Raw genomic sequence first — 26,133 nt, forward strand, 5'->3', positions numbered from 1 at the left:
CCCGGAACTCGCCGGGCCCGTCGACAGCGCCAGTCCTGGCCGGGGCGCATGTCAAGCAGCGACCGGATTGTGCGGGCTGCCCGTCGGGAAAGCTGCCCTCCTGAAGGGTGAGACAGGGCAGTCACAGCCCCCGCCCGCCGAGCTCGGTCCAGGCACGCGGGGTCAGGTCTTGAGGGGAAGTTCGAGGCCCAGGACGCGCCGGCCGTCCTGCCCCGCCTGGCAGGTGGCATCCATTGAAGCGGACTCCCGCCGAGACGGCCTAGGGATTCGGACGGCAGCCCCGGGCCCACCGGCCGCGCCAGCCGACCTCCGGGACGTCTTTGCTCATCACGCCATGGAAGCCTTCAATCAAGGAGCCGGCGTTGCCGAACTCAAAGCCCGCGGTGCGCCTGAAGTCCGAGATCAGCCATTCCTGGCCTACCAGCCGCAGCTCGACCTGATCGTGCCAGTCCGTCCCACCAGCGTCCGGTTCATGCGAGAACCTGAGGCGCACGCTCGCGGTGCTGCCATTCACCGTGACGTCCTCGATGAGCCCACGCCACGGAACCTCAAAGCTGCTGGAGTAGAAGTCTCCATCCACATAGGGCGGCTTTTCGTAGGGCGGCCCTGCTGCGCGGTATCGCTTCCAGAAGGCCTGCTGGTAGCGCCTGGACAGCGTCAGCAGGCAGGCCAGTTCCGGTGTGACGAAGGGGCGGATCACCGCCGCCTCCCGCTCCGTGGGCGCCCCGGTGCTGCCGTCGGTGAGCCGCCAGGCATAGAAGCCCATGACTGTCGAGCGGGGGTCGGCACCGGCGCTGGCTCCACCATGCAGGGCGAGGAACAGGACGAGGATGGGAAACCGCTTCAACACGACGATGAGCTCTCCTCTTCGTCGTCCCAGGGCTCCATCTCCCAGCATTGCCAGTCAGCGCCTGGCGCCGGCCTGGCGGCACTCCATCCTATGGGCAGGCTGGCGACCTCCCTGAGGGAGGGATCGCGCTCGAAGACGCAGCCCATGCAAAGAAGGACGCACTCGCCCGGACGCTCCGTCGTCGCATCCAGGAACTGCCAGTCGCCTTCCCAGTCGTGCGAGACGCGAAGCACCGGATAGCCCTGCCTGGCCACCAGGGCGGTGCTGTAGCTCACGGTGTTCGGCGGATCGGCAAAGGGCCAGTCGCTGAAGGAATGGGTGTGGAAAGTCATGCAGAATGGGATCAGGTCTTGCCATCGCCGGACAGTGCATTCGACCAGCAGGGCGCGAGCCTACCTCATCGGATGGCGGATGATGGTCTTCCATTTCGCCGGATCCGCACGCCGGATGTCGCTGAGGTAGATCTCGTGGTGCTTGCCGGCGCGCCCGGTGCGAGCGTCGATGAAGTCGTGGAGGCGCTCGATGGTCGGCCCCTCCTCCGAGAACGGACCGATGTGAAGCACCTGGGCGCAACGCCCCTCCGAAAAGGGCTCGAGGCGGAGCCGGTCGACCGCCGCCAGCCCCTTCTTGCGCCTCACCTCGGCCCGTGCGGCCTCGATGACGTCGTCGCACACGAAGTCCGGCTGCAGGATCATCATCGTCCACTTCCATCGCGACTTGTCGCCGGTGACGAAGCTGGACATGTCGTCCGCCCACCAGAGCCCCTCGAGCGGCATGACGGCGTAGTCCAGGGCCTGAGGCCCCTTCTTCACCATGAACTTCGCGGTGTAGGACACGGCGAACAGCGCCTCCACGCCCTGGGCGTAGTCCTGCGAGGTGTTGGGATTGCCCTCGCCGTCGAACATCAGGTAGCGCAGGGTCGGCACGTCCACCTGGACCACCTCGCGGGCGGAGGGCTGGTAGAGGTGCTTCCATTCCTTCTTGAGGTCGATCTTCTGCATGGGGGCGTCCTGGAGGGCGAGAGGCCGGGACTTTCTTCTTCGGGAGCGTCCGCGGCGCTTGGGTGTTAGCGTCCCATTGGAGGCGAGCCGCCCGCCGTGCGCAAGCGACCGGGATGCAAGCGACGGCCGCACAGCGCCCGCCCTTAGTCGCCCTTAGTCGCCCTCAGGCAGCAGCAAAGGCAGCCAGAAGCCCACATGGGCCACCGCCCGCGGCGCCAGGGCCATCAGCCACTTGAAGCTGTAGCCGGCCACCCGGAAGCGGTAGTGGGTGAGGGGTTCGTGGGGGTGTCGTGTGGGCCCCATGGGAGCGTCGGGGAAGTCACCTGGGTCCGACGGACGAGGTGACCCACCAGAGGAAAAGGATGGGGGCGACGATGGCGATGACCAAGCTCAGGGCAAGCGCCCGGGCGTTCTTGTCGGGGTTGCTGGCGCCGCGTTGCCCGTCAGGCGGACGCTTGCCCTTGCGCAGGGCGCGCAGGAGGTCCAGCGTCACCAGCACGCCAACGGCGGACTGGGCAAAGCCCAGCACGCTGGCGTCACGCAGGCCGCCGAAGAAGGTGGACATGGTGAGCAAGACGCCCACGACGATCACGGCGGCGATGACGGCAAGACGAAACAGGGCTGAAGACGTGGCGGAGGGTCAAAGCCTGGGCTCAAGAACGTGAGGAGCCCTTCCACACCCGGGGATTGGCGCGTGAAAACAGGACGGCGCAGATGCTCGCCAGCACACCGAAGCCCAGGGCGGGCACCACGACAAAGGGCGCCCACAAGATCTGCTCGTGCTGCCGGGATCCTGATTCCGGAGCGATGAAACCGGCCCAGTACAGCCAGGGAATCGCCAGCACTGGCAGCAGCACGGCAGCACTCATCCGCATCCACTGGGCCCTGAGTCTTGAGCAGGCCATGCCAATGAGGAAGGACAGCAAGGGGGCCGCGAGCAGGGTGAGCAGAAGTTCCATGGTTCTTGCGTGGGGGCGAGGCCACGGATCACGTGCAGGAGCCGCGGGCAATGCCCATCCGACCCAGCGCGCCGGGGCGCAGCCCTTGATGAAAAAGGGCAGCCTGAGCTGCCCTTGCCAGACCTGATGCCCAAGGCATCAGTGCATCCATCAGGCGTTCGTGGCGGCCGCCGCATTGCGCAGACGGATGTGCAGCTCGCGCAGCTGCTTCTCGTCCACGTTGGAGGGCGCGCCAGTCAGCAGGCACTGGGCACGCTGGGTCTTCGGGAAGGCGATGACGTCGCGGATGGACTCGGCCTTGGTCATCAGCGTCACCAGACGGTCCAGGCCGAAGGCCAGGCCGCCGTGCGGGGGCGCGCCGTACTGCAGGGCGTCCAGCAGGAAGCCGAACTTGATGCGCTGCTCTTCCGGGCTGATGTTGAGGGCCTCGAAGACCTTGGCCTGCACTTCGGCGCGGTGGATACGCACCGAGCCGCCGCCCAGTTCCCAGCCGTTCAGGACCATGTCATAGGCCTTGGCGACGCACTTGCCCGGGTCGGTGGCCATGTAGTCCTCGTGGCCGTCCTTGGGGGCGGTGAAGGGGTGGTGCACGGCGTTCCAGCGCTTCTCGTCCTCGTCGTGCTCGAACATCGGGAAGTCGACCACCCACAGCGGCGCCCAGCGGTCCTCGAACAGGCCCTTGGACTTGGCGAACTCGCTGTGACCCACCTTCAGGCGCAGGGCACCGATGGCATCGTTGACGACCTTGGCCTTGTCGGCGCCGAAGAAGAGGATGTCGCCGTCCTGGGCGCCGGTGCGCGTCAGGATGGCCTGGATGGCGGCGTCGTGCAGGTTCTTGACGATGGGGGACTGCAGGCCTTCGCGGCCCTTGGCCACCTCGTTGACCTTGATCCAGGCCAGGCCCTTGGCGCCGTAGATCTTGACGAACTCGGTGTAGCTGTCGATGTCACCGCGCGAGAGCTCGGCACCGCCGGGCACGCGCAGGGCCACCACGCGGCCGCCGGGGGTGGTGGCGGGGGTGGAGAAGACCTTGAAGTCGACGTCGCCCATGACGTCGGTCAGCTCGGTGAACTCGAGCTTGACGCGCAGGTCGGGCTTGTCCGAGCCGAAGCGGTGCATGGCGTCGGCGTACTTCATCACCGGGTAGTCGCCCAGCTCCACGTCCATCGCCTTCTTGAAGACGTGGCGGATCATGCCTTCGAACATCGAGCGGATTTCCTCTTCGGTCAGGAAGGAGGTCTCGATATCGATCTGGGTGAACTCGGGCTGGCGGTCGGCGCGCAGGTCCTCGTCACGGAAGCACTTGGTGATCTGGTAGTAGCGGTCGTAGCCGGCCACCATCAGCAGCTGCTTGAAGAGCTGGGGCGACTGCGGCAGCGCGAAGAACATGCCGTCGTGCACGCGGCTGGGCACGAGGTAGTCGCGCGCGCCTTCGGGCGTGCTCTTGGTGAGCATGGGGGTCTCGATGTCGATGAAGCCCTGCTCGTCCAGGTACTTGCGGCACTCCATGGCCACGCGGTAGCGCAGCTTCAGGTTGTTCTGCATGTAGGGGCGGCGCAGGTCCAGCACGCGGTGCGTGAGGCGCGTGGTCTCGGAGAGGTTCTCGTCGTCCAGCTGGAAGGGAGGCGTGACGCTGGGGTTCAGCACTTCCAGCTCATGGCACAGCACTTCCACCTTGCCGCTCACGAGACCGGCGTTCTCGGTGCCGGCCGGGCGGGCGCGGACCTTGCCGACGATCTTCAGGCAGAACTCGTTGCGCACGCCTTCCGCGGTCTTGAACATCTCGGGGCGGTCCGGGTCGCAGACGATCTGGACCAGGCCTTCGCGGTCACGCAGGTCGATGAAGATCACGCCGCCGTGGTCGCGGCGACGGTGGGCCCAGCCCATCAGGGTCACGGTCTGGTCGAGCAGCTTTTCGCTGACTTGGCCGGCATAGCAGGTACGCATAGAAGTTCTCCGGAGATTCTTGGATGGCGGCCGCGGCGCTCAAGGGGCGCGCAGCCTGCAGATGTGGGGGTATTGGCGCTGGGGGGCCTCAGGCCCTGAGGATTGAGCACATGCCCGGTGCTCAACCCGGTTGATTTCGTCCATTGGGCTCGGTGGCAGCCGGCGCCACAACACCCATGGAGATGATGTACTTGAGCGCCTCGTCCACGCTCATGGCCAGCGGGCGGATCTGGTCGCGCGAGACCATCAGGAAGAAGCCCGAGGTCGGGTTGGGCGTGGTCGGGACGTAGAGGCTCAGGTGCTCGCCAGGGAGATGCTGGGCCACCTCGCCGCCGGGCTGGCCGGTCACGAAGGCGATGGTCCAGGACCCCTCGCGCGGGTACTGCACCAGCACGGCCTCGCGGAAGGCGTTGCCGCTGCTGGAGAACAGCGTGTCCGAGACCTGCTTGACCGAGCTGTAGATGCTCTTGACGATGGGGATGCTGGACAGCAGCTTGTCCCACTGCCGCAGCCACCACTGGCCGAACATGTTCGCCACGAACATGCCGGTCAGGAAGAGCGCCAGGGCCAGGATCAGCACGCCCAGGCCGGGGATGTTGCCCAGGCTCAGGATGTTGTCCCGCAGGCTGGCCGGCATGACCAAGGCCAGGGCACCCAGCAGCGAGTGAAAGACGCCGTTGACGACGCCCAGGACCTGATTCAGGACCCAGATCGTGATCGCCAGAGGCAGCCAGACCAGGAGGCCGGCGATGATGTACTTTCTCACTGGGTTCCCTGTGATGAGGTGCTGGGGCGGGTCCGGATGAAGGCTCAGTGGCAGGCGCAGGAGCCGCCGCAGGACGTGCCGCCGCTGCTGGCCGAGGCGCTGTCGCTGCTGCCGCCGCTGCTGGCGGCTTCGGCGGCGGCCGGGGCTGCAGCGCCGGCTGGAGCGGCGGTGGCGGTGGCGGAACTGCCACCGCTGCCACCCTTGAAGTCGGTCACATACCAGCCCGAGCCCTTGAGCTGGAAGCCGGCTGCGGTGATCTGCTTCTGGAAGGTCTCGGCCCCACAGGCCGGGCAGGTGCTCAGCGGTGCGTCAGAGAGCTTTTGCAGCACGTCCTTGGCGTGACCGCATGAACCACAGCGGTAAGCGTAGATCGGCATGATGTTCTAAGCTGTTGATCGAAAAGGCGAAATTATAGGGGTCGACCAGCGCCCCCACCCTGGCGGCGGGCCCGGAGCCCGTCCGCAGGGCCCAGATGCGGGCCTTTGCCGCGGTTTCAAGGGGCCGTTCGGCCCTCAAGACAGCACTCGGCGGCGAACCCGGCGGCGCGCACGGCGCCGCCCGGCTCAGGCCTGGGCCTCGTCCGGCAGGCCCTTCACGTGGCGCTTGTGCTCGTGGCGGTTCTTCAGCCACTGCGGGGCCAGGGAGCCGAAGACCATGGCCACCACGCCCGTGAGCAGGCCGGCCAGCTGGCCCGGGAAGAGCTCGCCCAGCAGGCTCACCTGGGGCAGGAAGGCGATCCACACGCCGATGCCGCCCACCAGCGAGAAGATCGCGCCCTGGGTCGTCGCACGGCTCCAGTAGAGGCCGAAGACCAGGGGCACGAAGGCGCCCACCAGGGTCACCTGGTAGGCCGAGGAGACCAGCTCGTAGATCGAGGTGCCCTTCATCGCGATGGCGTAGGCCAGCACCAGGCCCGCGAAGATGACGATGGTCACGCGCATCGACAGCAGCTGCTGCCGGTCCCCCATGTGCGGGCGCAGGTTCTTGAGGATGTTCTCGACAAAGCTCGTCGAGGGCGCCAGCAGCGTGGCCGAGGACGTGCTCTTGATGGCCGACAGCAGCGCGCCGAAGAAGAGGATCTGCATCACCAGGGGCATGCGCTCCAGCACGAACATGGGCAGCAGCTTCTGGTAGTCGTCGCGGGCGATGTCCAGGGCCTGCTGGCCCATCACCACCACGGCGCTGGCCACGATGAACATGGGCACGGCGGCGAAGAGGATGTAGCTGAAGCCGCCGATCATGGCGCCGTTGCGGGCGGTCTTCTCGTCCTTGGCGGACATCACGCGCTGGAACACGTCCTGCTGCGGGATGGAGCCCAGCATCATGGTCACGGCCGCGCCGATGAACATCGCCACATCGATGAACCTGGGCTCCGGCATGAACTTGAACAGGTCCTTGCTGCGGGCCAGGTCCAGCACCTTGTCGGCGCCGCCGGCGAGGTCGGCCGAGAACACGGCGATGACCGACAGCCCCACCACCAGCACGATCATCTGGATGAAGTCCGTCCAGGCCACGGCCAGGAAGCCGCCGATCACCACGTAGATCAGCACGGCCAGGGTGCCGACGATCATGCCGGCAGTCTCGCTCATGGCGCCGTTGGTCAGCACCGAGAACACCAGGCCCAGGGCGGTGATCTGGGCGGCCACCCAGCCCAGGTAGCTCAGGATGATGGCGCTGGAGCAGAACACCTCCACGCCCTTGCCGTAGCGCTGGCGGTAGAAGTCGCCGATGGTCAGCAGGTTCTGGCGGTACAGCTTGGTGGCGAAGAAGGCGCCCACCAGGATGAGGCAGGTGCCGGCGCCGAAGGGATCCTCCACGATGGCATTGAGCCCCCCCTGCACGAACTTGGCCGGGATGCCCATCACCGTCTCGGCACCGAACCAGGTCGCGAAGGTGGTCGTGATGACCATGATCAGCGGCAGGCTGCGCCCGGCGATGGCGAAGTCGCTGGTGTTCTTGATGCGGGTGCCGGCCCAGACGCCCAGGGCCAGGGTGCCCAGCAGGTAGAGCACGACGAATGCGATCAGCGTGGTGTTCATGTCAGAGGCCCCGGTGGAGGCGTGGCAAAAAGGGATGGCAGGGCGCGCCGTCCACGGGCGGATCGGCGCTCAAAAGCGCGCATTATCCGCGAGCCAGGGGCGAATTCCGCCCCCACGCTCAGTGCATCAGGGAAGTCCAGAAGCGCATCAGCCAGGGCGTGGTCAGCAGGCCCAGCACGAAGCCGCCCAGGGCCAGCAGAAAGCCCATCAGCAGGCGGTTGGTGCGCCGCTGCTCCACCAGCATGGCGCGCAGCAGGGCCGTCTCGTCACTGGACTGGCCCTGGCGCTTCAGGGCGTCGTGCAGCAGGCGCGGGAACTCGGGGAAGAACTGCGCATAGCGCGGCGCTTCCTTCTTGATGCCGTTGAGCAGGGCGCGCCAGCCCACCTGCTCGTTCATCCAGCGCTCCAGGAAGGGCTTGGCCGTGGCCCAGAGGTCCAGCTCGGGGTCCAGCTGACGGCCCAGGCCCTCGATGTTGAGCAGGGTCTTCTGCAGCAGCACCAGCTGGGGCTGGATCTCGACATTGAAGCGGCGCGAGGTCTGGAACAGGCGCATCAGCACCTGCCCCAGGGAGATGTCCTTCAGCGGCCGGTCGAAATGGGGCTCGCAGACGGCGCGCACCGCGCCTTCGAGCTCGTCGACCCGCGTGTTGGGCGGCACCCAGCCGGACTCGATGTGCAGCTCGGCCACGCGTTTGTAGTCGCGGCGGAAGAAGGCGATGAAGTTCTGCGCCAGGTATTCCTTGTCGACCTCGGTGAGCGTGCCGATGATGCCGAAGTCCAGCGCGATGTAGCGGCCGAAGGTGGCTGGATCCAGGCTCACCTGGATGTTGCCCGGGTGCATGTCCGCGTGGAAGAAGCCGTCGCGGAAGACCTGGGTGAAGAAGATGGTGACGCCGTCGCGTGCCAGCTTGGGGATGTCCACCCCCGCCTCGCGCAGGCGCTGGGTCTGCGAGATGGGCACGCCGTGCATGCGCTGCATCACGATGACCTGCTGGGTGCAGAGCTCCCAGATCATCTCCGGCACGAGGACCAGGCCCAGGCCGTCCATGTTGCGGCGCAGCTGGGTGGCGTTGGCGGCCTCGCGGACCAGGTCCAGCTCGTCGTGCAGGTAGTTGTTGAACTCGGCCACCACCTCGCGCGGCTTCAGGCGCCGGCCGTCGGCCGAGAAGCGCTCGACCCAGCCGGCCAGGGTGCGCAGCAGGGCCAGGTCGTCCTCGATGATGTCCAGCATGCCCGGGCGCAGCACCTTGACAGCGACTTCGCGCCCATCCTTGAGCGTGGCGAAGTGCACCTGGGCGATGGAGGCACTGGCGACGGGCTCGGCCTCGAAGGTCGCGAAGATGTCCTCGATGCGCTTGCCGAAGGCCTTCTCCACCAGGGCCCGGGACTGCGCCGCGGGGAAGGGCGGCACGCGGTCCTGGAGCTTGGCGAGCTCCTCGACCATGTCGTCGGGGACCAGGTCGCGCCGGGTGGACAGCACCTGCCCGAACTTGACGAAGATGGGGCCCAGCTGCTCCAGCGCCAGGCGCAGGCGCACGCCGCGCGGCAGCTCCCAGGCCCGGCCCACCGACACCAGGCGGTGCAGCAGGCCCAGCAGCCGGTGCCGGCGGAAGCCGGACAGGGCCAGCTCGTCCAGGCCGTACTTGAAGATGGTCCAGCTGATGACCAGCAGGCGGGCGAAATAGCGCATCGCGGGCTGACTCTTGACTCAGCCGCCGCGGGACTTCATCAGCCCGGCCGCACCCCGCGCGAGGGCGCCGCAGGCCTGGGCCGCCGCCTGGCTCCAGCGGGCCAGCTGGCGGGCGGGCATGGGGCCGACCAGCTTGGCGAGGTCGTCCTCGATGTCCCAGCGCAGGTTGTCCATCAGCCAGCTCATGTCGCCGGCCAGGGCGGCGTCGCCCTGCACCTGCACGCCGGGCTTGGCGCCGGTGAGCGCCCCCAGGGCCAGGGCCGCGGGATTGCTGGCGTCGACCTCGATGCGCAGGGCCTCCTCCGGTGCGCCGTCCAGGCGCTCGAAGAGTCCGGCGGGCGTGATGGCCAGCAGCATGTCCGGCGCGGCGGGCAGCAGGGCCGGCCAGCCGGCCAGGTGCACGCGCAGCACGCGGCCCGCGTGCGGGCGCAGGCGGTCCGTCGCCACGCTTTCGCGGGAGAGGACGTGGTTGAGCAGGAGGGCGATGCGGTCCTGCACCGCCGGCGCGAGAAGCGTCGACCAGTCTTGAATCATGGGCGGATTGTAGGCAGGCCGGCCCGGCCGCGCCTGCGGGGGATCAAGACCCGACCCCGCCCCGGTCTTGAGGGAGAATCGGCCGCCGGCCGGCCCAGGAACCCCTGGACCGCTGGCGCCTGGCGACCGGAGTTCCTGCACGATGTTCGAGGACCGCAGCTACAAGAGAACGTTCTACAGTGCCCCCCAGTCGGTCCCGGCCCTGGTCGCGGCCTTTCTGGAGCCCGGCCTCACCGTGGCCGTCTTCCTGGCGGTCAATGCCTGGTTCGGCGAGCCGGTGATCCGTGCCAGCTATGTGCTGTGCCTGCTGGTCTTCACCCTCACCTTCCCCGGCCGCGACCGCTTCTCCACCCACCCGGTCAGCGCCATCACCGACATCCTCAGCGCCTGGGCCGTGCTGCTGGCCATCCTCTGGGCCTTCGCCTACGCGACGAGCAGCCTCGGCTACTTCGACACCCGCGTGCTGACCTGGTGGGCCCTGCTGACGCCCCTGCTGCAATGGGCCAGCGTGGGCCTGGGCCACCGGCTGCTGCGCTGGCTGGCACGCCGGCCGCAGGCACGCAGCGCGGCGGTGATCGTGGGGGCCGGCGCCCTGGGGGCCAAGGTGGCCCGCGCGCTGCAGACGGACGGCACGCACGGCCGCGAGCTGCTGGGCTTCTTCGACGACCGGCGCGGCGAGCGCGTCCATGCCGAGGCCCGCGACCATCACCTGGGCACGCTGGACGGTCTGGCCGACTTCATCCGCACGCGCAATGTGCGCGAGGTCTACATCACCCTGCCCCTGGGCTCGCAGCCCCGCATCGTGGCCCTGCTGGAGAAGCTGCAGGGCACGACGGCCTCGCTGTTCTTCGTGCCCGACGTCTTCGGCATCAGCATCATCCAGGGCCGGCTGCAGGACCTCAACGGCATGGCCGTGGTGGGCATCTGTGACACGCCCTTCACCGGCAGCAACGAGCTGGTCAAGCGCTGCAGCGACCTGCTGCTGGCCAGCCTCATCCTGGTGATGGTGGCGCCGCTGATGGGCCTGATCGCCCTCGGCGTGAAGCTGAGCTCGCCCGGACCGGTGCTCTACAAGCAGCGGCGCAACGGCCTGGACGGCGGTGAGATCAAGGTCTACAAGTTCCGCTCCATGCGCGTCATGGAGGCCGCTGACGAAATCCGCCAGGCCACGCGCGACGACCCCCGCATCACGCCCTTCGGCGCCTTCCTGCGGCGGACCTCGCTGGACGAGCTGCCCCAGTTCTTCAATGTGCTGCAGGGCCGCATGAGCATCGTCGGACCCCGCCCGCACGCCGTGGCGCACAACGAGCAGTACCGCGAGCTGATCAAGGCCTACATGGTCCGGCACAAGGTCAAGCCCGGGATCACGGGATGGGCCCAGGTGAACGGCCTGCGCGGGGAGACCGATACTCTGGACAAGATGCGCGCACGGGTCGAATACGATCTGGAGTACCTGCGCAACTGGTCGCTCGGACTGGACCTGCAGATCATCGCGCGCACCATCCGTCTGGTGGTGTTCGATCGCAATGCCTATTGAAGCCCCCGGACAACGCCTGTCAAAGCCACCCATGCCCGCCTGCCTCATCCGACCCGCCCTGCGTGCCGCGTCCCTGCCCTGCCTGTTCGCGCTGCAGCTGAGCTCCCCGACGGCGCAGGCTGAAACGAATCCTTACTACCTTGGGGTGGGCGCGGGGCTGACCCATGTGTCCAACCTCTACCGGCTCAGCGATGGCAGCCCCCACAGCAGCGACTGGGTGGGCAGCGTGAGCCTGCGGGCCGGCATCGACCAGACCTTCGGCCGCCAGCGCCTGGTGCTGGATGCCGCCCTGCGCCAGCAGCGCTACCGCAACAACAGCGCCCTGGACAACAGTGGCTACAGCCTCTCCGGCGGCTACAGCTGGGAGGCCTTCGAGAAGCTCAGCGGCACCGTGAGCGGCAGCGCCAGCCGCTCGCTCGCCGCCTTCAACCCGGGCGACCGCCCCAGCGTGGCCGAGCGCAACGAGCAGCGCAACGAGCAGCTCAATGCCCAGGTCCGCTACGGCCTGGGCGGCGCCTGGCAGGTGGAGGGCGGCGCCGGCTGGCTGCGCGAGCGCTTCAGCCTGGCCAGCTACAGCCCCTACAACTACCGCCAGCACAACAGCAACGCAGGCCTCAACTACCGACCCCGGCCGGGCTTGCGCCTGGGGCTCAGCGGCCGCATGACCCGGGGCAGCTACGACGAGCGTGTGGTCGCCGGCGGTGTCGGCGAGGACCTGGACCGCAAGGAGCTGGGCCTGACCCTGGACTGGGAGCCGGGTGGCGCCAGCAGCTACAACGCCCGCCTGGGCCACGCCCGCACCACCTACAGCCATAGCGAGGGCAACAACATCAGCGGCCTCACCGCCTCGCTGCAATGGAACTGGCAGCCCAGCACCAAGCTGCGCCTCTCCACCCAGCTGGCCCGTGACGCCGGCCTGGACAGCAGCAGCATGTTCTCCGGCCTGGTGCGCACCGAAAACAACCGCAGCAGCAGCTCGCTGCGCTTCAGCCTGGACTACGAGCTGACAGCCAAGATCGCCCTCAACGCCAGCCTGCTGAACACCCGCCGCGACCTGCGCTACACCAGCAACCTGAGCCAGGCCATCGAGGGTCACGACAACAGCCGCATCCTGACCCTCGGCGCCAGCTGGACCCCCTGGCGCAATACCCAGCTGGGCTGCCAGTACTCGCACGAGGAGCGCAGCAGCGCCTCCACCCAGTTCTCCCTGCCGTACAGCGCCAATGCCATCGGCTGCAGTGCGCAGCTGATGCTTCGCTGAACCCGCACGCACACCCATGGCCAAGATCCTGCTGACCGGCGCCGCCGGCTACATCGCGTCCCACACCTGGCTGGCCCTGCAGGCCGCCGGGCACGAGGTGGTTGGCGTCGACAATTTCTCCAACAGCTCGCCCGTCGTGCTGGAGCGGCTGAAGGAACTCAGCGGCCGGGCGCCGGTCTTCGAGCAGGTGGACATCTGCACGCCTGCGCTGGCCGGTGTCTTCGAGCGCCACCGCCCCGATGCCGTCGTGCACTTCGCCGCCTTCAAGGCCGTGGGCGAGTCCACCAGCCAGCCGCTGGCCTACTACCGCAACAACATCGGCGGCCTGGTGAACGTGTGCGAGACCATGCAGGCCCAGGACTGCCGCCGCCTGGTGTTCAGCTCCAGCGCCACCGTCTACGGCGTGCCCGAGCGCCTGCCCCTGACCGAGGACGCGCCCGTCAGCGCCGTGAACCCCTACGGCGCCACCAAGCTGATGGGCGAGACCATCCTGCGCGACCTGGGCGCCTCCGACCCCCTGTGGCAGACCGCCTGCCTGCGCTACTTCAACCCGGTCGGCGCCCATGAGAGCGGCCGCATCGGCGAGGACCCGCGCGGCACGCCCAACAACCTCATGCCCTATGTAGCCCAGGTGGCGGTCGGCCGCCGCGCGCGCCTGCAGGTCTTCGGCGACGACTACGACACCCCCGACGGCACCGGCGTGCGCGACTACATCCACGTCTGCGACCTCGCCGAGGGCCATGTGGCCGCGCTGCGCCGCCTGCTGGAGTCACCGGGCTCGCTGACGGTCAACCTGGGCACCGGCCGCGGCTATAGCGTCCTGGAGCTGGTGAAGGCCTACGAGCAGGCCAGCGGTCGCCCCGTGCCCTACGACATCGTGGCCCGCCGCCCCGGCGACGTGGCCGCCTGCTATGCCGACCCGGCCCAGGCCCAGGCCTTGCTGGGCTGGCGCGCACAGCATGACCTGCAGCGCATGTGCGAGGACAGCTGGCGCTGGCAATCGATGAATCCCCAGGGCTTCCAGGCCTGAGAGCCGCGCCCTGCCGACTGCATCCACCGAACGATCATGAGCACTCTCCAGATTCAACCCGTCATCATGGCCGGCGGCAGCGGCACGCGGCTGTGGCCGCTGTCCCGCGCCGGCTTCCCCAAGCAGTTCCTGGTGCTGTCGGGCACGCAGAGCCTGTTCCAGCAGGCCGTGCAGCGCGTGGCCGGCCTGGCCGCGGCGGACATCCAGGCCCTGCCCGCCCTCATCGTGGGCAATGAGGAACACCGCTTCCTGGTGCTGGACCAGCTCCGCGACGCGAAGATCGCCACCGCCGCCGTGCTGCTGGAGCCCGTGGGCCGCAACACCGCGCCGGCCGTCAGCCTGGCCGCCCTGCAGGCCCTGGCCGCGGGCCAGGACCCGGTGCTGGTGGTGACGCCGGCCGACCAGACGGTGGTCGACGAAGCCGCCTTCACGGCATCGCTGCAGGCCGCCGTGCGCCAGGCCGCCGGCGGCGGCATCGTGATCCTGGGCATCACGCCGGATCGTCCCGAGACGGGCTTCGGCTACATCAAGAGCCAGGCCGAGGGCGACAGCTGGCGCGTCGAGCGCTTCGTCGAGAAGCCGGACCTCGCCACCGCCCAGGGCTATCTGGCCGCGGGCGACTACTTCTGGAACAGCGGCATGTTCGTGATGCGCGCCAGCACCTGGCTGCAGGCCCTGCTGCGCTTCCGCCCTGACATCGACGTGGCCACCCGTGCCGCCTTCGCCGGCGCCCAGCCCGACGGCCTCTTCGTGCGTCCGGACAAGGCCCTCTTCGCCGCCGTGCCCGCCGAGTCCGTGGACTACGCGGTGATGGAGCGCTGCCCCGGCAGCGACATCCCCCTGCACATGGTCCCGCTGGCCGCCGGCTGGAACGACCTGGGCGCCTGGGACGCCGTCTGGCAGGTCGCGCCCAAGGACGCCGACGGCAACGCCACCGTGGGCGACGCCCTGGTGACCGACAGCCACAACACCCTGGTCCACGCGACCAGCCGCCTGGTCAGCGCCGTCGGCCTGGACAACATCGTCATCGTGGAGACCGCCGACGCCGTGCTGGTGGCCGACCGCAACAAGAGCCAGGACGTCAAGAAGATCGTCAGCCAGCTCAGCGAGCGCCAGCGCGCCGAGCAGAACCTGCACCGCAAGGTCTACCGCCCCTGGGGCTGGTACGACAGCATCGACATGGGCGAGCGCTTCCAGGTCAAGCGCATCATGGTCAAGCCCGGCGCCTCGCTGAGCCTGCAGATGCACCACCACCGCGCCGAGCACTGGATCGTGGTCTCCGGCACGGCCGAGATCACCAATGGCGAGCAGGTGCTGCTGCTGTCGGAGAACCAGAGCACCTACATCCCGCTGGGCCAGGTCCACCGCCTGGCCAACCCGGGCAAGGTGCCGCTGGAGATCATTGAAGTACAGTCCGGGTCGTACCTCGGCGAGGACGACATCGTCCGCTTCGACGACAGCTACGGGCGCAAGTGAGCCCGGGGCCCCGCCGGGCAGCCCTTCAGACGCAAGCACAGCAATGACAATCCTGGTCACCGGCGGCGCCGGCTTCATCGGCAGCAACTTCATCCTGGACTGGCTGGCCCAGTCGGACGAGACGGTGCTCAATCTGGACGCCCTCACCTATGCGGGCAATCTGGAGAACCTGGCCGCGCTGAAGGACGATGCCCGTCACGTCTTCGTGCAGGGCGACATCGGCGACCGCCCCCTGCTGGACCGCCTGCTGGCCGAGCACCAGCCGCGCGCGCTGATCCACTTCGCGGCCGAGAGCCACGTGGACCGCTCCATCAGCGGCCCCGGCGCCTTCATCAAGACCAATATCGAAGGCACCTACACGCTGCTGGAGGCGGCACGTCAGCACTGGCAAGGCCTGCCCCCGGGGGAGCGGGAGTCCTTCCGCTTCCACCACGTCTCGACGGACGAGGTCTACGGCTCGCTGAAGGCCGAGGACCCCGCCTTCGCCGAGACCAACCCCTACGAGCCCAACAGCCCCTACTCGGCCTCCAAGGCCGCGAGCGACCACCTCGTGCGCGCCTGGCACCACACCTACGGCCTGCCGGTGCTGACCACCAACTGTTCGAACAACTACGGGCCCTATCACTTCCCCGAGAAGCTGATCCCGCTGATGATCGTCAACGCGCTGGCGGGCAAGCCCCTGCCGGTCTACGGCGACGGCCAGCAGATCCGCGACTGGCTCTATGTGCGCGACCACGCCTCGGCCATCCGTGCCGTGCTGGCCGGGGGCCGCGTGGGCGAGACCTACAACATCGGTGGCTGGAACGAGATGGCCAACATCGACATCGTCAAGACGGTGTGCGCCCTGCTGGACGAGCTGCGGCCTGACGCCGCCGGCCCCTACAGCCGCCTGATCACCTACGTGAAGGACCGCCCCGGTCACGACCGCCGCTATGCCATCGACGCCCGCAAGATCGAGCGCGAGCTGGGCTGGCGCCCCGCGGAGACCTTCGCCACCGGCATCCGCAAGACCGTGCAGTGGTACCTGGACCACCCCGAGTGGGTGCAGCGCGTGCAGTCCGGTGCCTACCGCGACTGGGTGCAGCAGCAGTACGGCCGCGCATGAAGATCCTGCTCCTGGGTGCTTCCGGACAGCTGGGCTGGGAGCTGCAGCGCGCGCTGGCGCCGCTGGGCGAGGTGCTCGCGCCGGGCCGTGCGCAAGGCGCGGACCTCGCCGAGCCCGAGCGCCTCGAGGCCCTGGCCCGCGCCCTCGCACCGGACGCCATCGTCAATGCCGCCGCCTACACCGCCGTCGACAAGGCCGAGAGCGAGCCTGCGCTGGCGCGGCTCGTCAACACCGAGTCCGTCGCCCGCCTGGCCCGTGTGGCCCGCGAGCGGCAGGCCCTGCTGCTGCACTACAGCACCGACTACGTCTTCGATGGCAGCGGCGACCGCCCCCGCGACGAATCGGCCGCGACCGGCCCGCTGAGCGTCTACGGCCAGACCAAGCTCGAGGGCGAGCAGGCCATCCAGGCCAGCGGCTGCACCCACCTCATCCTGCGCACCTCCTGGGTCCATGCGGCCCGGGGCGGCAACTTCGCCAAGACCATGGTGAAGCTGGCCCGGGAGCGCGAGCAGCTGCGCGTGATCGCCGACCAGATCGGCGCCCCCACCGGCGCCGACCTCCTGGCGGACTTCAGCGTGCACGCCCTGCGTGCCACCCTGGCCGACCCCGGCCGGCAGGGCCTCTACCACGCCACGGCCGGCGGCGAGACCAGCTGGCACGGCTATGCGCGCCTGGTGCTGGAGCGGGCGCAGGCCCTGGGCCAGGTCCTCAAGGTCCGGCCGCAGGACGTGGAGGCCATCCCGACCACCGCCTACCCCACGCCCGCCCGCCGCCCCTTGAACTCGCGCCTGGACTGCCGCAAGCTCTGCGCGCAGTTCGGCCTGCGCCAGCCCCCCTGGCAAGACGGGGTGCGGCGCATGCTGGACGAGGTGCTGGGCGAGCGCGGTCTCTGAAGACAGCCGCAAATCCCTTGTTTCATCGCCGAGCAGGGCCCGCGCGCCGCGGCATGCTTCGCAGGGAAGGAGCTTCCAAGCCATGAAGAATCGCAAAGGCATCATCCTCGCTGGCGGGTCCGGCACCCGGCTGCACCCGGCCACGCTGGCCATGAGCAAGCAGCTGCTGCCCGTCTATGACAAGCCCATGGTCTACTACCCGCTCAGCACCCTGATGCTGGCGGGCATGCGGGACATCCTGCTGATCAGCACCCCTCAGGACCTCCCCCGCTTCGAAGCCCTGCTGGGCGACGGCTCGCGCTGGGGCCTGAACCTGCAGTACTGCGTGCAGCCCAGCCCCGACGGCCTGGCCCAGGCCTTCCTGCTTGGCAAGTCCTTCATCGACGGCGCGCCCTCGGCCCTGGTGCTGGGGGACAACATCTTCTACGGCCATGACTTCCAGGGCCTGCTGGGCCAGGCCTCGAACCGCGCGCAGGGCGCCACCGTCTTCGCCTACCACGTGACCGACCCGGAGCGCTATGGCGTGGTCGAGTTCGACGCGCAGCGCCAGGCCCTGTCCATCGAGGAAAAGCCGCGTCAGCCCAAGAGCAACTACGCGGTCACGGGCCTGTACTTCTACGACGAGCAGGTCTGCGACATCGCGGCCGGCATCCGCCCCAGCGCGCGCGGCGAGCTGGAGATCACGGACGTCAACGCCCAGTACCTCCGCCAAGGCCAGCTGCAGGTGGAGATCATGGGCCGCGGCTACGCCTGGCTGGACACCGGCACGCATGACAGCCTGCTGGACGCCAGCCAGTTCATCGCGACCCTGGAGAAGCGCCAGGGCCTCAAGGTCGCCTGCCCCGAGGAGGTGGCCTTGCGCAACGGTTGGATCGACGCCGGGCAGCTGGAACAGCTGGCCCAGCCCATGGTGAAGAACGGCTACGGGCAGTACCTGCTGCGCCTGCTGAAAGAGAAGAGCTATTGATGAAAGTGACCCCCACCCGCCTCCCTGAAGTGCTGTTGATCGAGCCCCGCGTCTTCGGCGACGCGCGCGGCTTCTTCACGGAGAGCTGGAACCAGCAGGCCTTCGACCAGGCCGTCGGCAGCGAAGTCCGTTTCGTGCAGGACAACCACTCCCGCTCCGGCCGCGGCGTGCTGCGCGGCATGCACTTCCAATTGCCGCCGCATGCCCAGGGCAAGCTGGTGCGCGTGGTCAGCGGCCGCGTCTTCGACGTGGCGGTGGACATGCGCCGCGACAGCCCCCGCTTCGGCCAATGGGAAGGCTACGAGCTGAGCGCGGACAACCACCGCCAGCTCTGGATCCCGCCCGGCTTCGCCCACGGCTTCCTGGTGCTCAGCGAGAGCGCCGACTTCCTCTACAAGACCACGAACTACTACGCCCCCCAGGCCGAGGGCGCGCTGGCTTGGAACGACCCGACGGTGGGCATCGAATGGCCTCTGGAGGGCCTCACGCCCCAGCTGGCCGACAAGGACGCCCGGGCGCCCCGCCTGCAGGACGCGCCTTACTTCTGATGACACCTTGCCCGGGCGGCCCCTCGACTGCGGGGCCGGCGGGCCAGGCGGGCCGACAGCCCCCGGGGTGACACCTAGAATGCGGCCATCTCAAGATCAGGCCCGCTTCCCATGTCCAAACCCTGCATCCATCTTGTCGCCGGCGCGCGTCCCAACTTCATGAAGATCGCGCCCATCGTCCGTGCCCTGCAGGCGGACGGCCGGCTGGCCTGGAAGATCGTGCACACCGGTCAGCACTACGACCGGGACATGAACGATGTCTTCTTCGAGGAACTGGGCATCCCCCAGCCCGACGTCCGCCTGGGCTGCGGCGGAGGCAGTCATGCCGCGCAGACCGGCAAGATCATGCAGGCCTACGAGGACCTCGTGAACGCCGAGAAGCCCGCCGCCTGCCTGGTGGTGGGTGACGTCAACTCGACGCTGGCCTGCTCCGTCGTCGCCAAGAAGGCCTGCGTGCCCGTGGCCCACGTGGAGGCCGGCCTGCGCAGCGGCGACATGTCCATGCCCGAGGAGATCAACCGCCTCGTCACGGACGCCATCTCCGACTGGTTCTTCGTCACCGAGCCCAGCGGCTACGAGCACCTCAAGCGTGAGGGCAAGGACATGTCCATCGTCTACGACGTCGGCCATGTGATGGTCGACAACGTGCTGTTCCAGGCCGAGAAGCTCAAGACCATGGACACCTCGGGCCTGGAGACCGATGCCTACAAGAAGGCCCATCCGCGCTATGGCGTGGTGACCCTGCACCGCCCCTCCAACGTCGACAGCGCCGAGGCCCTGGAGCGCATCGCCACCGTGCTGCGCACCGTGTCCGAGGAGCTGCCCCTGATCTTCCCGGTGCATCCGCGCACCCGGGCCAATATCGAGAAATTCGGCGTGGACCTGGGCCGCAATGTGACGCTGATGGGCCCGCAGGCCTACATGTCCTTCCTGCACCTGTGGAAGGACGCCGTGGTCGTGCTGACCGACAGCGGCGGCCTGCAGGAAGAGACCACCGCACTGGGCGTGCCCTGCATCACCATGCGCGAGAACACCGAGCGTCCGGTCACGGTCGACGAAGGCAGCAATGTGCTGGCCGGCACCGATCCCGCGAAGATCATCCCGCTGGCCCTGGACGCCATCCGCAACGGCGGCAAGCGCGGCCGCCGCCCGGCCCTGTGGGACGGCAAGGCCGCCGAGCGCATCGTGGCCATCCTGGCCGACAAGCTGCTCTGATCAAGCGTCTCCCATGAACAAGGGCCGCGCATCTGCGCGGCCCTTTTCATTGGTGCGCCCCGACGGACCGGGGCCGCTGCGTGCTCAGACCTTGAAGTAGTCGCGGTACCAGGCCACGAAGTTGGCCACGCCCTGGGGCACCGGCATGGCGGGCTTGAAGCCGGTCCAGGCGGCGAGTTCCTCGACGTCCGCATGCGTGGCCGGCACATCGCCGTCCTGCAGGGGCATGAAGTTCTTCTGGGCCTCGCGGCCCACGGCCTGCTCGATGGCCTGGATGAAGTCCATCAGCTTCACGGGATCGTGGTTGCCGATGTTGAAGACGCGATAGGGCGCGTCCGAGCGGGCCGGGTCGGCCGTCATCGGGTCGTAGCCCTCGTCCGCCGTGGCCGGGCGGTCCAGCACACGCACCACGCCTTCCGCGATGTCGTCGATGTAGGTGAAGTCGCGGATCATCTGGCCGTGGTTGAACACGTCGATGGGCCGGCCTTCCAGGATGGCCTTGGTGAAGAGGAACAGCGCCATGTCCGGCCGGCCCCAGGGGCCGTAGACCGTGAAGAAGCGCAGGCCCGTGGTGGGCAGGCGGTAGAGGTGGCTGTAGGTGTGGGCCATCAGCTCGTTGGCCTTCTTGGTGGCCGCGTACAGGCTCACCGGGTGATCCACCCCATGGTGCTCCGAGAAGGGCATGCGCACATTGCCGCCGTACACGCTGGAGCTGGAGGCATAGGCCAGGTGCTGCACACCGCTGTGGCGGCAGCCTTCCAGGATGTTCATGAAGCCGACGATGTTGCTGTCGATGTAGGCATGCGGGTTCTGCAGCGAGTAGCGCACGCCGGCCTGCGCGGCCAGGTGCACGACGCGGTCGAACTTCTCCTCGGCGAAGAGGCGGGCCATGCCGTCCCGGTCTTCCACCGACATCTGGACGAAGCGGAAGCCCGGACGGCCCTGCAGGCGGGCCAGCCGGTCACGCTTGAGCTGCGGGTCGTAATAGTCGTTCAGGTTGTCCAGACCCAGGACTTCGTCGCCACGGGCAAGCAGGATCTGGCTGACATGCATGCCGATGAAGCCGGCAGCGCCGGTGACCAAGACTTTCATTTCCACTCCGATAGCAACCAGCCCCTGCCGGCCCCGACACCGGGGTCCGCGCAGCGACGAATGGTCCGCATTGTCTGCGAAAGGACCGGCGGATTTTGGCGGCACAATCCACCCAATCGTGGGTAAACGCCCGCCCCGCTGCCCCTCCATGCTCGACACCCCCCCTTCCCCGTCCAGCATTGCGCCGCTGCAGGAGACGCAGCTGTTCGGTATCCGGCTCCATGCCGGCACCCGGCAGGCGGCGGTCGACCGCACCCTTGAGCTGGCCCGCTCCGGCCGGGGCGGCACCATCTGCGCGGCCAATGTCGACATGCTCACCCAGGCCAAACGGCGGCCCGCGCTGGCCCGGCTGATGCAGGAGGCCGACCTGGTCCTCACCGACGGCATGCCCCTGGTGTGGGCGCTGCGCCGCTTCGAGGGTCTGCAGCTGGAGCGCGTCACCGGGCCCGGCCTCACGGTGGACTTGTGCCGCGAGGCAGCGCAGCAGGGGCTGGGCGTCTACCTCTTCGGTGGCACGCCCGAAGAGCTGGAGGCCATGGCGACCGCGCTCCAGACCCGATTCCCGGCGCTGCGCCTCGTGGGGCGGGAGTCTCCCCCGCTGTTGCCGCAGCAGCCTGCGCTCGACCCGGCTCTCGTCGCCCGCATCAACGCCTCGGGCGCCGCCCTGGTCTTCGTGGGCCTGGGCTGTCCCAAGCAGGAGTTCTGGATGCAGGCCCACCGCCCCCATCTCCAGGCCGTGTGCCTGGGCGTGGGCTATGCCTTCGCCCTGATCGGCGGCCTGCAGAAGACCGCCCCGCAGTGGATGCAGCGCCACGGGCTGGAGTGGCTGTTCAGGCTGGGGCAGGAGCCGCGGCGGCTGTGGCGGCGGTATCTGGTGGGGAACAGCCTGTTCCTCCTGTATTGCCTCAGGGCCAGCTGGCGCCCGCGGCGCCAGGTTGCCAGCAAGCCCAGGCCCGTCGACCCCGACTGAAGCAGGGCACCACCACGCTCCCGGCCTTCGCCCAGGACCTGTCAGCGGCCACCGGAGGCCGGCGCCGAGGCGCGCAGGCGCTCGTCGGCAGCGGGGCACGCCGAGCCGCCCGCATGCAGGGCGTCCAGGGCGTCAAGCAGCGAGGAGGACTGCGCCGTGTTCATCTTTCGAGCGAACAGCTCGGAGCGTTCGAGCAGCAGTGGCAGGGCGGCATGATCAAAGACACGGACCTGGTCCGGGTACTCGAAGTAGACGAGGTTCAGGAAGTCGGTCAGCGTCCGCCCCTGCGCGCTTTCCGCGCAACGGCGTGTTGTGTTCGCGGCAAAGCCCGAATTGAAGACCAGCGTGTGGAAGTAGACCTCGTCCGCAGGAAACACATGGCGGAACACGGCTTGCAGGGCGGGGTCGCCGCTGCGCTCCAGCAGGTGCCGGACGCAGGCATCGGTCAAGGCCCATTGCGCGCAGCCCCAGTGGAAGTCCCAGGACTCCGTGCCCACCGTGAAGCGCGGGGCCCTGATCCGGAGGTCCAGCAACCGGGTGAGCTTGTTCCAGATCTTCTTGAGCAGGTGGGGCCGGTCATAGAACAGCACGTACCGTGCCTTGGCGTAGGCCTCAAGAGAGGTGGCGGTGCTGACATTCCCGGCCCGGATGAACTCCGTGGCGGCATGCTGCTCGAAGAAGGCACGGATCTGGGCGTCGGGCTTGATGGGGTAGTCCGCCCCCTGCAGCAGCACGTAGCGCCTGAAGGGCCCGGCCTGGCGAGCTGCTTCCAGCAGTCGGCAGGTCGCCGTCACGGCGCTGAAGCCGCCCCACCAGACGGGCAGCGGATCCACCTGCCGCACGCCCGCAATGCCCTCCAGGGCCTGCCCGATGGCCACCCGCTGCGGAGACTTCGCATCCACATGCACGAACACCTCGCAGTCCGAGCCCATGCCCGCCAGGCGCAGGGCCAGGCGGCGCACATGCGGGGCGTCCGTGTGGCAGAGGATCAGGAAGGCGATATTCCTGTCACCCGGGGTCTGCGCAGCTGGCAGGGGGTCAGGTCTTGCGTACGAGGGGCTGCTCATGCCACGTCCAGGCTCTCGTAGATGCGGATCAGCGTCTCGTAGTTGCGGCTGGCCGACCAGTGCAGCTCGTAGTGCCGCCGGGCCTGGCGCCCCATCTCGGCCAGCGCCCCGGCATGGGCCAGATGACGCTGGATGCAGGCCGCCAGCGCCTGGCCATTGCCAGGCTCGACCAGGTCACCGGTGAAGCCCGGCTCGACCAGCTCCGGCAACGCGCCCAGACGGCTGGCAATGACGGGCAGGCCGCAGGCGAAAGCCTCGACGATGGTGCGCGGAAAGTTCTCGAACCAGATGCTGGGCACCAGCAGGAGCTGTGCAGCCGCCATCTGCGCCTGCACCGCTTCCGCCGCCTGCGGCCCGAGGTAGCGCAGGCGGGGATGGGCCTCGACGAGGGGCCGCAAGGGGCCGTCGCCCACGACCGTGACCCGCAGCCCGGGCGGCAGGGCCTGCGCCGCCTCGATCAGCGTGCGCACCCCCTTCTCTTCCGACAGCCGGCCGACGAAGAGCACGCCGGAGCGCTCGAGCTCCGGCGGCCTGGGCAGGTCGACGAAATTGGGCTTCAGCACGATGCGCTCTGCCGGCAGGCCGCCCTCGATGTACTTCTGGCGGGCAAATTCATTCAGGGCGATGTAGCGGCTCACCCTGCGCTGCCAGGTCCCCAGGGCGCGGTGCACGCCCAGCATCGCGCTGACCACCGCGGTCTGCGCCCTGCTGCCCCGATAGCACCCGTGCACCACGGCCGGCCACGGCGAGCGACCCACGCAGTCCTCGCAGACCCGCCCTTCGCGAAGCAGCATGGCCTGGGGACACAGCAGGCGGAAGTTGTGCAAGGTCATGACCACCGGGATGCGATGCCGGTGCGCGACCCAGAAGACGGCGGGCGAGACCAGGGGCAGGGTGTTGTGCACATGGATCACGTCGGGGCGGTCGCGCTGGATCTGCGAGGACAAGTCCTGCACCGTGCTGCGCGACCAGACGGCCTGCAGCGCCAGTCCGGCCGGCGACTGTCCGCGCACCTCGTCGTTGTGCCGGAAGTAGGTCTGGACCTCATGACCGTGCTGCCGCAGCAGGGCCAGCTCGCTTTCGACGACGGCGTCCTCGCCGCCCCGCTGCTGGTAGGCGTTATGAACGAGCAGGACGCGCTGCAGAGTACCGGCACTGGACATCACGCGCGCCCCATCATGGCCCGGTCGATGGCGGCGCAGAATCCCGCCGCCGCACGCTGGAAGCTCCAGCCCCCCACGAGCTCCCGGCTGCGTCGGGAGCAGCGCGCCCAAAGGGCCGCATCGGTGAGCAGCCGGGCACAGTGACGGGCCCACAGCTCCGCATCAAGCGGCAGGACGCAGCCGTTCTCGCCGTCGATGACCAGCTCATTCGCGGATCCCGCGGCTTCACCGATGAGTACCGGCAGTCCCGCCGCGCAGGCTTCGTTGGCCACCAGGCCCCAGGGCTCCCAGCTCGTCGGAAAGAGGAACAGGCGGGCCCGCCCGTAGTGCTGCGGCAGTTCCGCCTGCGGCCGGTAGCCCAGGAAGCGGACCTCGACCCACTCGGCCAGCGCGCCCGCCTGCCTTTGCAGCTCGGGCAGGAGCTCGCCCTCCCCCAGCACGTCCAGGCTCACCCGCCGCCCCAGCAGGCGGGCCGTGCGCTCGGCCACTTGCAGGGCGAAGACCGGGTTCTTGTGCGGGACGAGGCGTGAGGAGTAGAGGAGATCCGTCGTTCGGTCGGACTCGTGGGCGAAGCGGGCGTTGTCCACGCAGAGCCCGGCGACAAAGCACTGGGACGGCGGCACGCCGAAAGCCTCGAAGATCTGCAGGGAGCCGCGGCTGGCGCCGATGCAGGCCGCCGAGCGGCGCAGCACCCAGCGGCGCAGCAGGCGGTGCAGCCAGGTCAGGGACGCCTCCTGCCGCAGCGTGCCATCGGTCATCGCGACATGCCGCACCCGGTGCCGGCACGCCCAGGTGAAGGCCAGCAGATAGGTCGGCACATAGCCTGTCGTCACCAGGACATCCGGCCTGATGCCGTCCAGCAGCCTCCAGATGCCGGCATCGGCGTGGAGGAAGCGCTTGTCCCAGGCCAGATACCTGCCCCCCAGGTAGTGCACGGCATAGGGCTGCTGCGACTCGTCCTGGGTCTTGTCGATGTAGGCCCCGGTGCAATAGACCAGGTGCAGCTCCATGCGGCGCTGGCGCAGGACCTCGGCGTACATGGGTGAGCGGTAGGGCACGGGCGTGTTGGTGAGCACCACCACGCGCGGCGCGCGCTCCCCTGCCGGCTCGCTGGCCTGGGCTCGAATCACTGGATCATCCATGGCGTCGGCGGCGGAACAGCTGCAGGCACAGCCTGGCGTAAGGCCACGCAAAGTAGAGCGGCCAGCTCCAGCCCATGTGGCGGCGCGTGAAGTGCAGCCAGGACCGCCAGGGCAGGCCCTTGCGCTGCATCATCAGCTGCCAGCGCCGACGCCAGGGCAGGCGTTCGTCACGGTAGCCACCCTGCGCGGGATTGTCCGAGCAGGTCCCCAGAAAGCCCGGCGCCAGCCAGACCGGCACACCCAGTCGGCGGGCGCGCAAGGCGTAGTCGGTGTCGCCCATGGCGTGCTCGAACACGGGGTCCAGGTCACCCACGCGTTCGGCCGCGGCCTTGTTGACCAGCACGATGTTGCCATTCATGGAATCGCAGCGAAGCGGCTGCTCGCCGGGCTCCAGACCGATGAAGCGCGTCTTCGCCCAGCCGGTGCTCTGCCTCTCTCCGCCATAGCTCCTGCGGCCGGTGAGGGCGTCCTGCGTCGCACCGACGATGATCAGCGCCGCTTGCCCGCTGTCCGCCGCACGGAGCTGCGCCTCGCAGGACAGCAGCGCCTGCAGCGCGCCCGGCTTCAGCAGCACGTCGTCATTGAGCCAGAGCTGGAAATCAGCCTCTCTGGCCCGCGGCTGCTGCTGGGCCAGATGCATGCCGCGGCACCAGTACAGGTCTCCCGGGGCACGGATGACCTGGATCCATGGATGAGCGCCCTCCACCGCCTCGGCCGTGCCGTCGGTGCTGCCGTCATCGACCAGCACCGCGCCCAGCGCGATGCCCTGCGCCTGCAGCGCCTGCCGGTTGACCGCCAGCGTCTCCAGGCAGGCGAGGGTCTGGGCGCGGCGGTTGAAGCAGGTCATCACGACGCAAATGGACACCGGACTCTTCATGACC

27 protein-coding genes are annotated in these 26,133 nt (G+C 68.7%); 10 read left to right on the forward strand and 17 right to left on the reverse strand.

The window, feature by feature from the left end; all coding sequences use genetic code 11:
• Positions 1 to 259: 259 nt before the first annotated feature.
• From O9Y01_RS10340 to O9Y01_RS10395, 12 genes are all read right to left on the reverse strand, one after another.
• Positions 260 to 850, reverse strand: a complete 591-nt coding sequence (locus O9Y01_RS10340; RefSeq protein ID WP_269631514.1) for a hypothetical protein — start codon at positions 848 to 850, stop codon at positions 260 to 262.
• Positions 844 to 1,182 carry a hypothetical protein gene (locus tag O9Y01_RS10345; RefSeq protein WP_269631515.1) on the reverse strand — a complete coding sequence of 113 codons (339 nt, stop codon included), beginning with the start codon at positions 1,180 to 1,182 and terminating at the stop codon, positions 844 to 846. Before O9Y01_RS10345 ends, O9Y01_RS10340 begins: the two co-directional genes overlap by 7 nt.
• A gap of 60 nt (positions 1,183 to 1,242) precedes the next feature.
• A complete protein-coding gene (locus O9Y01_RS10350; protein WP_269631516.1) occupies positions 1,243 to 1,851 on the reverse strand; it encodes a GyrI-like domain-containing protein in 609 nt (202 codons plus the stop codon).
• A 153-nt stretch (positions 1,852 to 2,004) separates the two neighbouring features.
• Positions 2,005 to 2,154, reverse strand: coding sequence for a hypothetical protein (locus tag O9Y01_RS10355; protein ID WP_269631517.1), 150 nt, complete (start codon positions 2,152 to 2,154; stop codon positions 2,005 to 2,007).
• Positions 2,155 to 2,170: 16 nt separating this feature from the next.
• Positions 2,171 to 2,443 (reverse strand): hypothetical protein, encoded by a 273-nt coding sequence (locus O9Y01_RS10360; RefSeq protein ID WP_269631518.1) that lies wholly within the window; start codon positions 2,441 to 2,443, stop codon positions 2,171 to 2,173.
• A 61-nt stretch (positions 2,444 to 2,504) separates the two neighbouring features.
• On the reverse strand, positions 2,505 to 2,810 hold the full coding sequence (locus tag O9Y01_RS10365) for a hypothetical protein (protein ID WP_269631519.1): 306 nt from the start codon (positions 2,808 to 2,810) through the stop codon (positions 2,505 to 2,507).
• Between the two features lie 150 nt (positions 2,811 to 2,960).
• Positions 2,961 to 4,757, reverse strand: a complete 1,797-nt coding sequence (gene aspS / locus O9Y01_RS10370) for an aspartate--tRNA ligase (protein ID WP_269631520.1) — start codon at positions 4,755 to 4,757, stop codon at positions 2,961 to 2,963.
• Positions 4,758 to 4,878: 121 nt separating this feature from the next.
• A complete protein-coding gene (locus tag O9Y01_RS10375; protein WP_269631521.1) occupies positions 4,879 to 5,523 on the reverse strand; it encodes a DUF502 domain-containing protein in 645 nt (214 codons plus the stop codon).
• Between the two features lie 44 nt (positions 5,524 to 5,567).
• A complete protein-coding gene (locus O9Y01_RS10380; protein ID WP_269631522.1) occupies positions 5,568 to 5,900 on the reverse strand; it encodes an FmdB family zinc ribbon protein in 333 nt (110 codons plus the stop codon).
• A gap of 186 nt (positions 5,901 to 6,086) precedes the next feature.
• Positions 6,087 to 7,562: a sodium:solute symporter family protein gene (locus O9Y01_RS10385; RefSeq protein WP_269631523.1), complete on the reverse strand. Its 1,476-nt coding sequence runs from the start codon at positions 7,560 to 7,562 to the stop codon at positions 6,087 to 6,089.
• A 118-nt stretch (positions 7,563 to 7,680) separates the two neighbouring features.
• Positions 7,681 to 9,252 carry a ubiquinone biosynthesis regulatory protein kinase UbiB gene (gene ubiB / locus O9Y01_RS10390; RefSeq protein WP_269631524.1) on the reverse strand — a complete coding sequence of 524 codons (1,572 nt, stop codon included), beginning with the start codon at positions 9,250 to 9,252 and terminating at the stop codon, positions 7,681 to 7,683.
• 18 nt (positions 9,253 to 9,270) lie between these two features.
• The gene (locus O9Y01_RS10395; protein ID WP_269631525.1) at positions 9,271 to 9,786 is read right to left on the reverse strand and encodes a hypothetical protein; all 516 of its coding nucleotides are present in this window, start codon (positions 9,784 to 9,786) and stop codon (positions 9,271 to 9,273) included.
• 142 nt (positions 9,787 to 9,928) lie between these two features.
• Between O9Y01_RS10395 and O9Y01_RS10400 the strand changes: the two genes are divergently transcribed.
• The 9 genes from O9Y01_RS10400 (at position 9,929) to wecB (ending at position 19,818) form a co-directional block, all read left to right on the forward strand.
• Positions 9,929 to 11,323: an undecaprenyl-phosphate glucose phosphotransferase gene (locus tag O9Y01_RS10400; RefSeq protein WP_269631526.1), complete on the forward strand. Its 1,395-nt coding sequence runs from the start codon at positions 9,929 to 9,931 to the stop codon at positions 11,321 to 11,323.
• Between the two features lie 31 nt (positions 11,324 to 11,354).
• Positions 11,355 to 12,584 (forward strand): outer membrane beta-barrel protein, encoded by a 1,230-nt coding sequence (locus O9Y01_RS10405; protein ID WP_269631527.1) that lies wholly within the window; start codon positions 11,355 to 11,357, stop codon positions 12,582 to 12,584.
• A 16-nt stretch (positions 12,585 to 12,600) separates the two neighbouring features.
• Positions 12,601 to 13,614 (forward strand): UDP-glucose 4-epimerase GalE, encoded by a 1,014-nt coding sequence (gene galE / locus O9Y01_RS10410; RefSeq protein ID WP_269631528.1) that lies wholly within the window; start codon positions 12,601 to 12,603, stop codon positions 13,612 to 13,614.
• Between the two features lie 36 nt (positions 13,615 to 13,650).
• Positions 13,651 to 15,090 (forward strand): mannose-1-phosphate guanylyltransferase/mannose-6-phosphate isomerase, encoded by a 1,440-nt coding sequence (locus tag O9Y01_RS10415; protein WP_269631529.1) that lies wholly within the window; start codon positions 13,651 to 13,653, stop codon positions 15,088 to 15,090.
• Positions 15,091 to 15,133: 43 nt separating this feature from the next.
• A complete protein-coding gene (rfbB, locus tag O9Y01_RS10420) occupies positions 15,134 to 16,195 on the forward strand; it encodes a dTDP-glucose 4,6-dehydratase (RefSeq protein WP_269631530.1) in 1,062 nt (353 codons plus the stop codon).
• A complete protein-coding gene (gene rfbD / locus O9Y01_RS10425) occupies positions 16,192 to 17,088 on the forward strand; it encodes a dTDP-4-dehydrorhamnose reductase (RefSeq protein WP_269631531.1) in 897 nt (298 codons plus the stop codon). The genes rfbB and rfbD overlap by 4 nt, the downstream gene beginning before the upstream one ends.
• Before the next feature lie 82 nt (positions 17,089 to 17,170).
• A complete protein-coding gene (gene rfbA, locus O9Y01_RS10430; RefSeq protein WP_269631532.1) occupies positions 17,171 to 18,055 on the forward strand; it encodes a glucose-1-phosphate thymidylyltransferase RfbA in 885 nt (294 codons plus the stop codon).
• Complete coding sequence (gene rfbC / locus O9Y01_RS10435) at positions 18,055 to 18,603, forward strand: dTDP-4-dehydrorhamnose 3,5-epimerase (RefSeq protein WP_269631533.1); 549 nt, start codon at positions 18,055 to 18,057, stop codon at positions 18,601 to 18,603. The genes rfbA and rfbC overlap by 1 nt, the downstream gene beginning before the upstream one ends.
• Positions 18,604 to 18,714: 111 nt before the next feature.
• On the forward strand, positions 18,715 to 19,818 hold the full coding sequence (gene wecB, locus O9Y01_RS10440; RefSeq protein ID WP_269631534.1) for a non-hydrolyzing UDP-N-acetylglucosamine 2-epimerase: 1,104 nt from the start codon (positions 18,715 to 18,717) through the stop codon (positions 19,816 to 19,818).
• 84 nt (positions 19,819 to 19,902) lie between these two features.
• Here wecB and O9Y01_RS10445 read toward each other — a convergent pair whose 3' ends face one another.
• The gene (locus O9Y01_RS10445; protein WP_269631535.1) at positions 19,903 to 20,910 is read right to left on the reverse strand and encodes an NAD-dependent epimerase; all 1,008 of its coding nucleotides are present in this window, start codon (positions 20,908 to 20,910) and stop codon (positions 19,903 to 19,905) included.
• A 148-nt stretch (positions 20,911 to 21,058) separates the two neighbouring features.
• Between O9Y01_RS10445 and O9Y01_RS10450 the strand changes: the two genes are divergently transcribed.
• Positions 21,059 to 21,880 carry a WecB/TagA/CpsF family glycosyltransferase gene (locus tag O9Y01_RS10450; RefSeq protein ID WP_269631536.1) on the forward strand — a complete coding sequence of 274 codons (822 nt, stop codon included), beginning with the start codon at positions 21,059 to 21,061 and terminating at the stop codon, positions 21,878 to 21,880.
• A 41-nt stretch (positions 21,881 to 21,921) separates the two neighbouring features.
• On the opposite strand, the gene O9Y01_RS10455 is transcribed toward O9Y01_RS10450, so the two are convergent.
• The 4 genes from O9Y01_RS10455 to O9Y01_RS10470 are packed head-to-tail and all read right to left on the reverse strand — an operon-like array spanning position 21,922 to position 26,129.
• Positions 21,922 to 22,947: a beta-1,6-N-acetylglucosaminyltransferase gene (locus O9Y01_RS10455; protein WP_269631537.1), complete on the reverse strand. Its 1,026-nt coding sequence runs from the start codon at positions 22,945 to 22,947 to the stop codon at positions 21,922 to 21,924.
• Positions 22,944 to 24,110, reverse strand: coding sequence for a glycosyltransferase (locus tag O9Y01_RS10460; RefSeq protein ID WP_269632110.1), 1,167 nt, complete (start codon positions 24,108 to 24,110; stop codon positions 22,944 to 22,946). The genes O9Y01_RS10455 and O9Y01_RS10460 overlap by 4 nt, the downstream gene beginning before the upstream one ends.
• Positions 24,110 to 25,240 carry a glycosyltransferase family 4 protein gene (locus tag O9Y01_RS10465; RefSeq protein WP_269631538.1) on the reverse strand — a complete coding sequence of 377 codons (1,131 nt, stop codon included), beginning with the start codon at positions 25,238 to 25,240 and terminating at the stop codon, positions 24,110 to 24,112. The genes O9Y01_RS10460 and O9Y01_RS10465 overlap by 1 nt, the downstream gene beginning before the upstream one ends.
• Positions 25,241 to 25,244: 4 nt before the next feature.
• The gene (locus tag O9Y01_RS10470; RefSeq protein ID WP_269631539.1) at positions 25,245 to 26,129 is read right to left on the reverse strand and encodes a glycosyltransferase family 2 protein; all 885 of its coding nucleotides are present in this window, start codon (positions 26,127 to 26,129) and stop codon (positions 25,245 to 25,247) included.
• Between the last annotated feature and the right edge of the window lie 4 nt (positions 26,130 to 26,133).

Source organism: Pelomonas sp. BJYL3 (genome assembly GCF_027257975.1).
Classification (GTDB): Bacteria; Pseudomonadota; Gammaproteobacteria; order Burkholderiales; family Burkholderiaceae_C; genus Roseateles_B; species Roseateles_B flavus.

Bases quoted from the DNA above. Each gene is read 5' to 3' on its own strand.
- O9Y01_RS10365 (WP_269631519.1), bottom strand. From the start codon at position 2,810: ATGGAACTTCTGCTCACCCTGCTCGCGGCCCCCTTGCTGTCCTTCCTC.
- rfbC (WP_269631533.1), top strand. From the start codon at position 18,055: ATGAAAGTGACCCCCACCCGCCTCCCTGAAGTGCTGTTGATCGAGCCC.
- O9Y01_RS10450 (WP_269631536.1), top strand. From the start codon at position 21,059: ATGCTCGACACCCCCCCTTCCCCGTCCAGCATTGCGCCGCTGCAGGAG.
- O9Y01_RS10385 (WP_269631523.1), bottom strand. From the start codon at position 7,562: ATGAACACCACGCTGATCGCATTCGTCGTGCTCTACCTGCTGGGCACC.
- O9Y01_RS10460 (WP_269632110.1), bottom strand. From the start codon at position 24,110: ATGTCCAGTGCCGGTACTCTGCAGCGCGTCCTGCTCGTTCATAACGCC.
- O9Y01_RS10350 (WP_269631516.1), bottom strand. From the start codon at position 1,851: ATGCAGAAGATCGACCTCAAGAAGGAATGGAAGCACCTCTACCAGCCC.
- ubiB (WP_269631524.1), bottom strand. From the start codon at position 9,252: ATGCGCTATTTCGCCCGCCTGCTGGTCATCAGCTGGACCATCTTCAAG.
- O9Y01_RS10395 (WP_269631525.1), bottom strand. From the start codon at position 9,786: ATGATTCAAGACTGGTCGACGCTTCTCGCGCCGGCGGTGCAGGACCGC.
- aspS (WP_269631520.1), bottom strand. From the start codon at position 4,757: ATGCGTACCTGCTATGCCGGCCAAGTCAGCGAAAAGCTGCTCGACCAG.
- rfbB (WP_269631530.1), top strand. From the start codon at position 15,134: ATGACAATCCTGGTCACCGGCGGCGCCGGCTTCATCGGCAGCAACTTC.
- O9Y01_RS10380 (WP_269631522.1), bottom strand. From the start codon at position 5,900: ATGCCGATCTACGCTTACCGCTGTGGTTCATGCGGTCACGCCAAGGAC.
- O9Y01_RS10415 (WP_269631529.1), top strand. From the start codon at position 13,651: ATGAGCACTCTCCAGATTCAACCCGTCATCATGGCCGGCGGCAGCGGC.
- wecB (WP_269631534.1), top strand. From the start codon at position 18,715: ATGTCCAAACCCTGCATCCATCTTGTCGCCGGCGCGCGTCCCAACTTC.
- O9Y01_RS10455 (WP_269631537.1), bottom strand. From the start codon at position 22,947: ATGAGCAGCCCCTCGTACGCAAGACCTGACCCCCTGCCAGCTGCGCAG.
- rfbD (WP_269631531.1), top strand. From the start codon at position 16,192: ATGAAGATCCTGCTCCTGGGTGCTTCCGGACAGCTGGGCTGGGAGCTG.
- O9Y01_RS10355 (WP_269631517.1), bottom strand. From the start codon at position 2,154: ATGGGGCCCACACGACACCCCCACGAACCCCTCACCCACTACCGCTTC.
- galE (WP_269631528.1), top strand. From the start codon at position 12,601: ATGGCCAAGATCCTGCTGACCGGCGCCGCCGGCTACATCGCGTCCCAC.
- O9Y01_RS10470 (WP_269631539.1), bottom strand. From the start codon at position 26,129: ATGAAGAGTCCGGTGTCCATTTGCGTCGTGATGACCTGCTTCAACCGC.
- O9Y01_RS10400 (WP_269631526.1), top strand. From the start codon at position 9,929: ATGTTCGAGGACCGCAGCTACAAGAGAACGTTCTACAGTGCCCCCCAG.
- O9Y01_RS10445 (WP_269631535.1), bottom strand. From the start codon at position 20,910: ATGAAAGTCTTGGTCACCGGCGCTGCCGGCTTCATCGGCATGCATGTC.
- rfbA (WP_269631532.1), top strand. From the start codon at position 17,171: ATGAAGAATCGCAAAGGCATCATCCTCGCTGGCGGGTCCGGCACCCGG.
- O9Y01_RS10345 (WP_269631515.1), bottom strand. From the start codon at position 1,182: ATGACTTTCCACACCCATTCCTTCAGCGACTGGCCCTTTGCCGATCCG.
- O9Y01_RS10405 (WP_269631527.1), top strand. From the start codon at position 11,355: ATGCCCGCCTGCCTCATCCGACCCGCCCTGCGTGCCGCGTCCCTGCCC.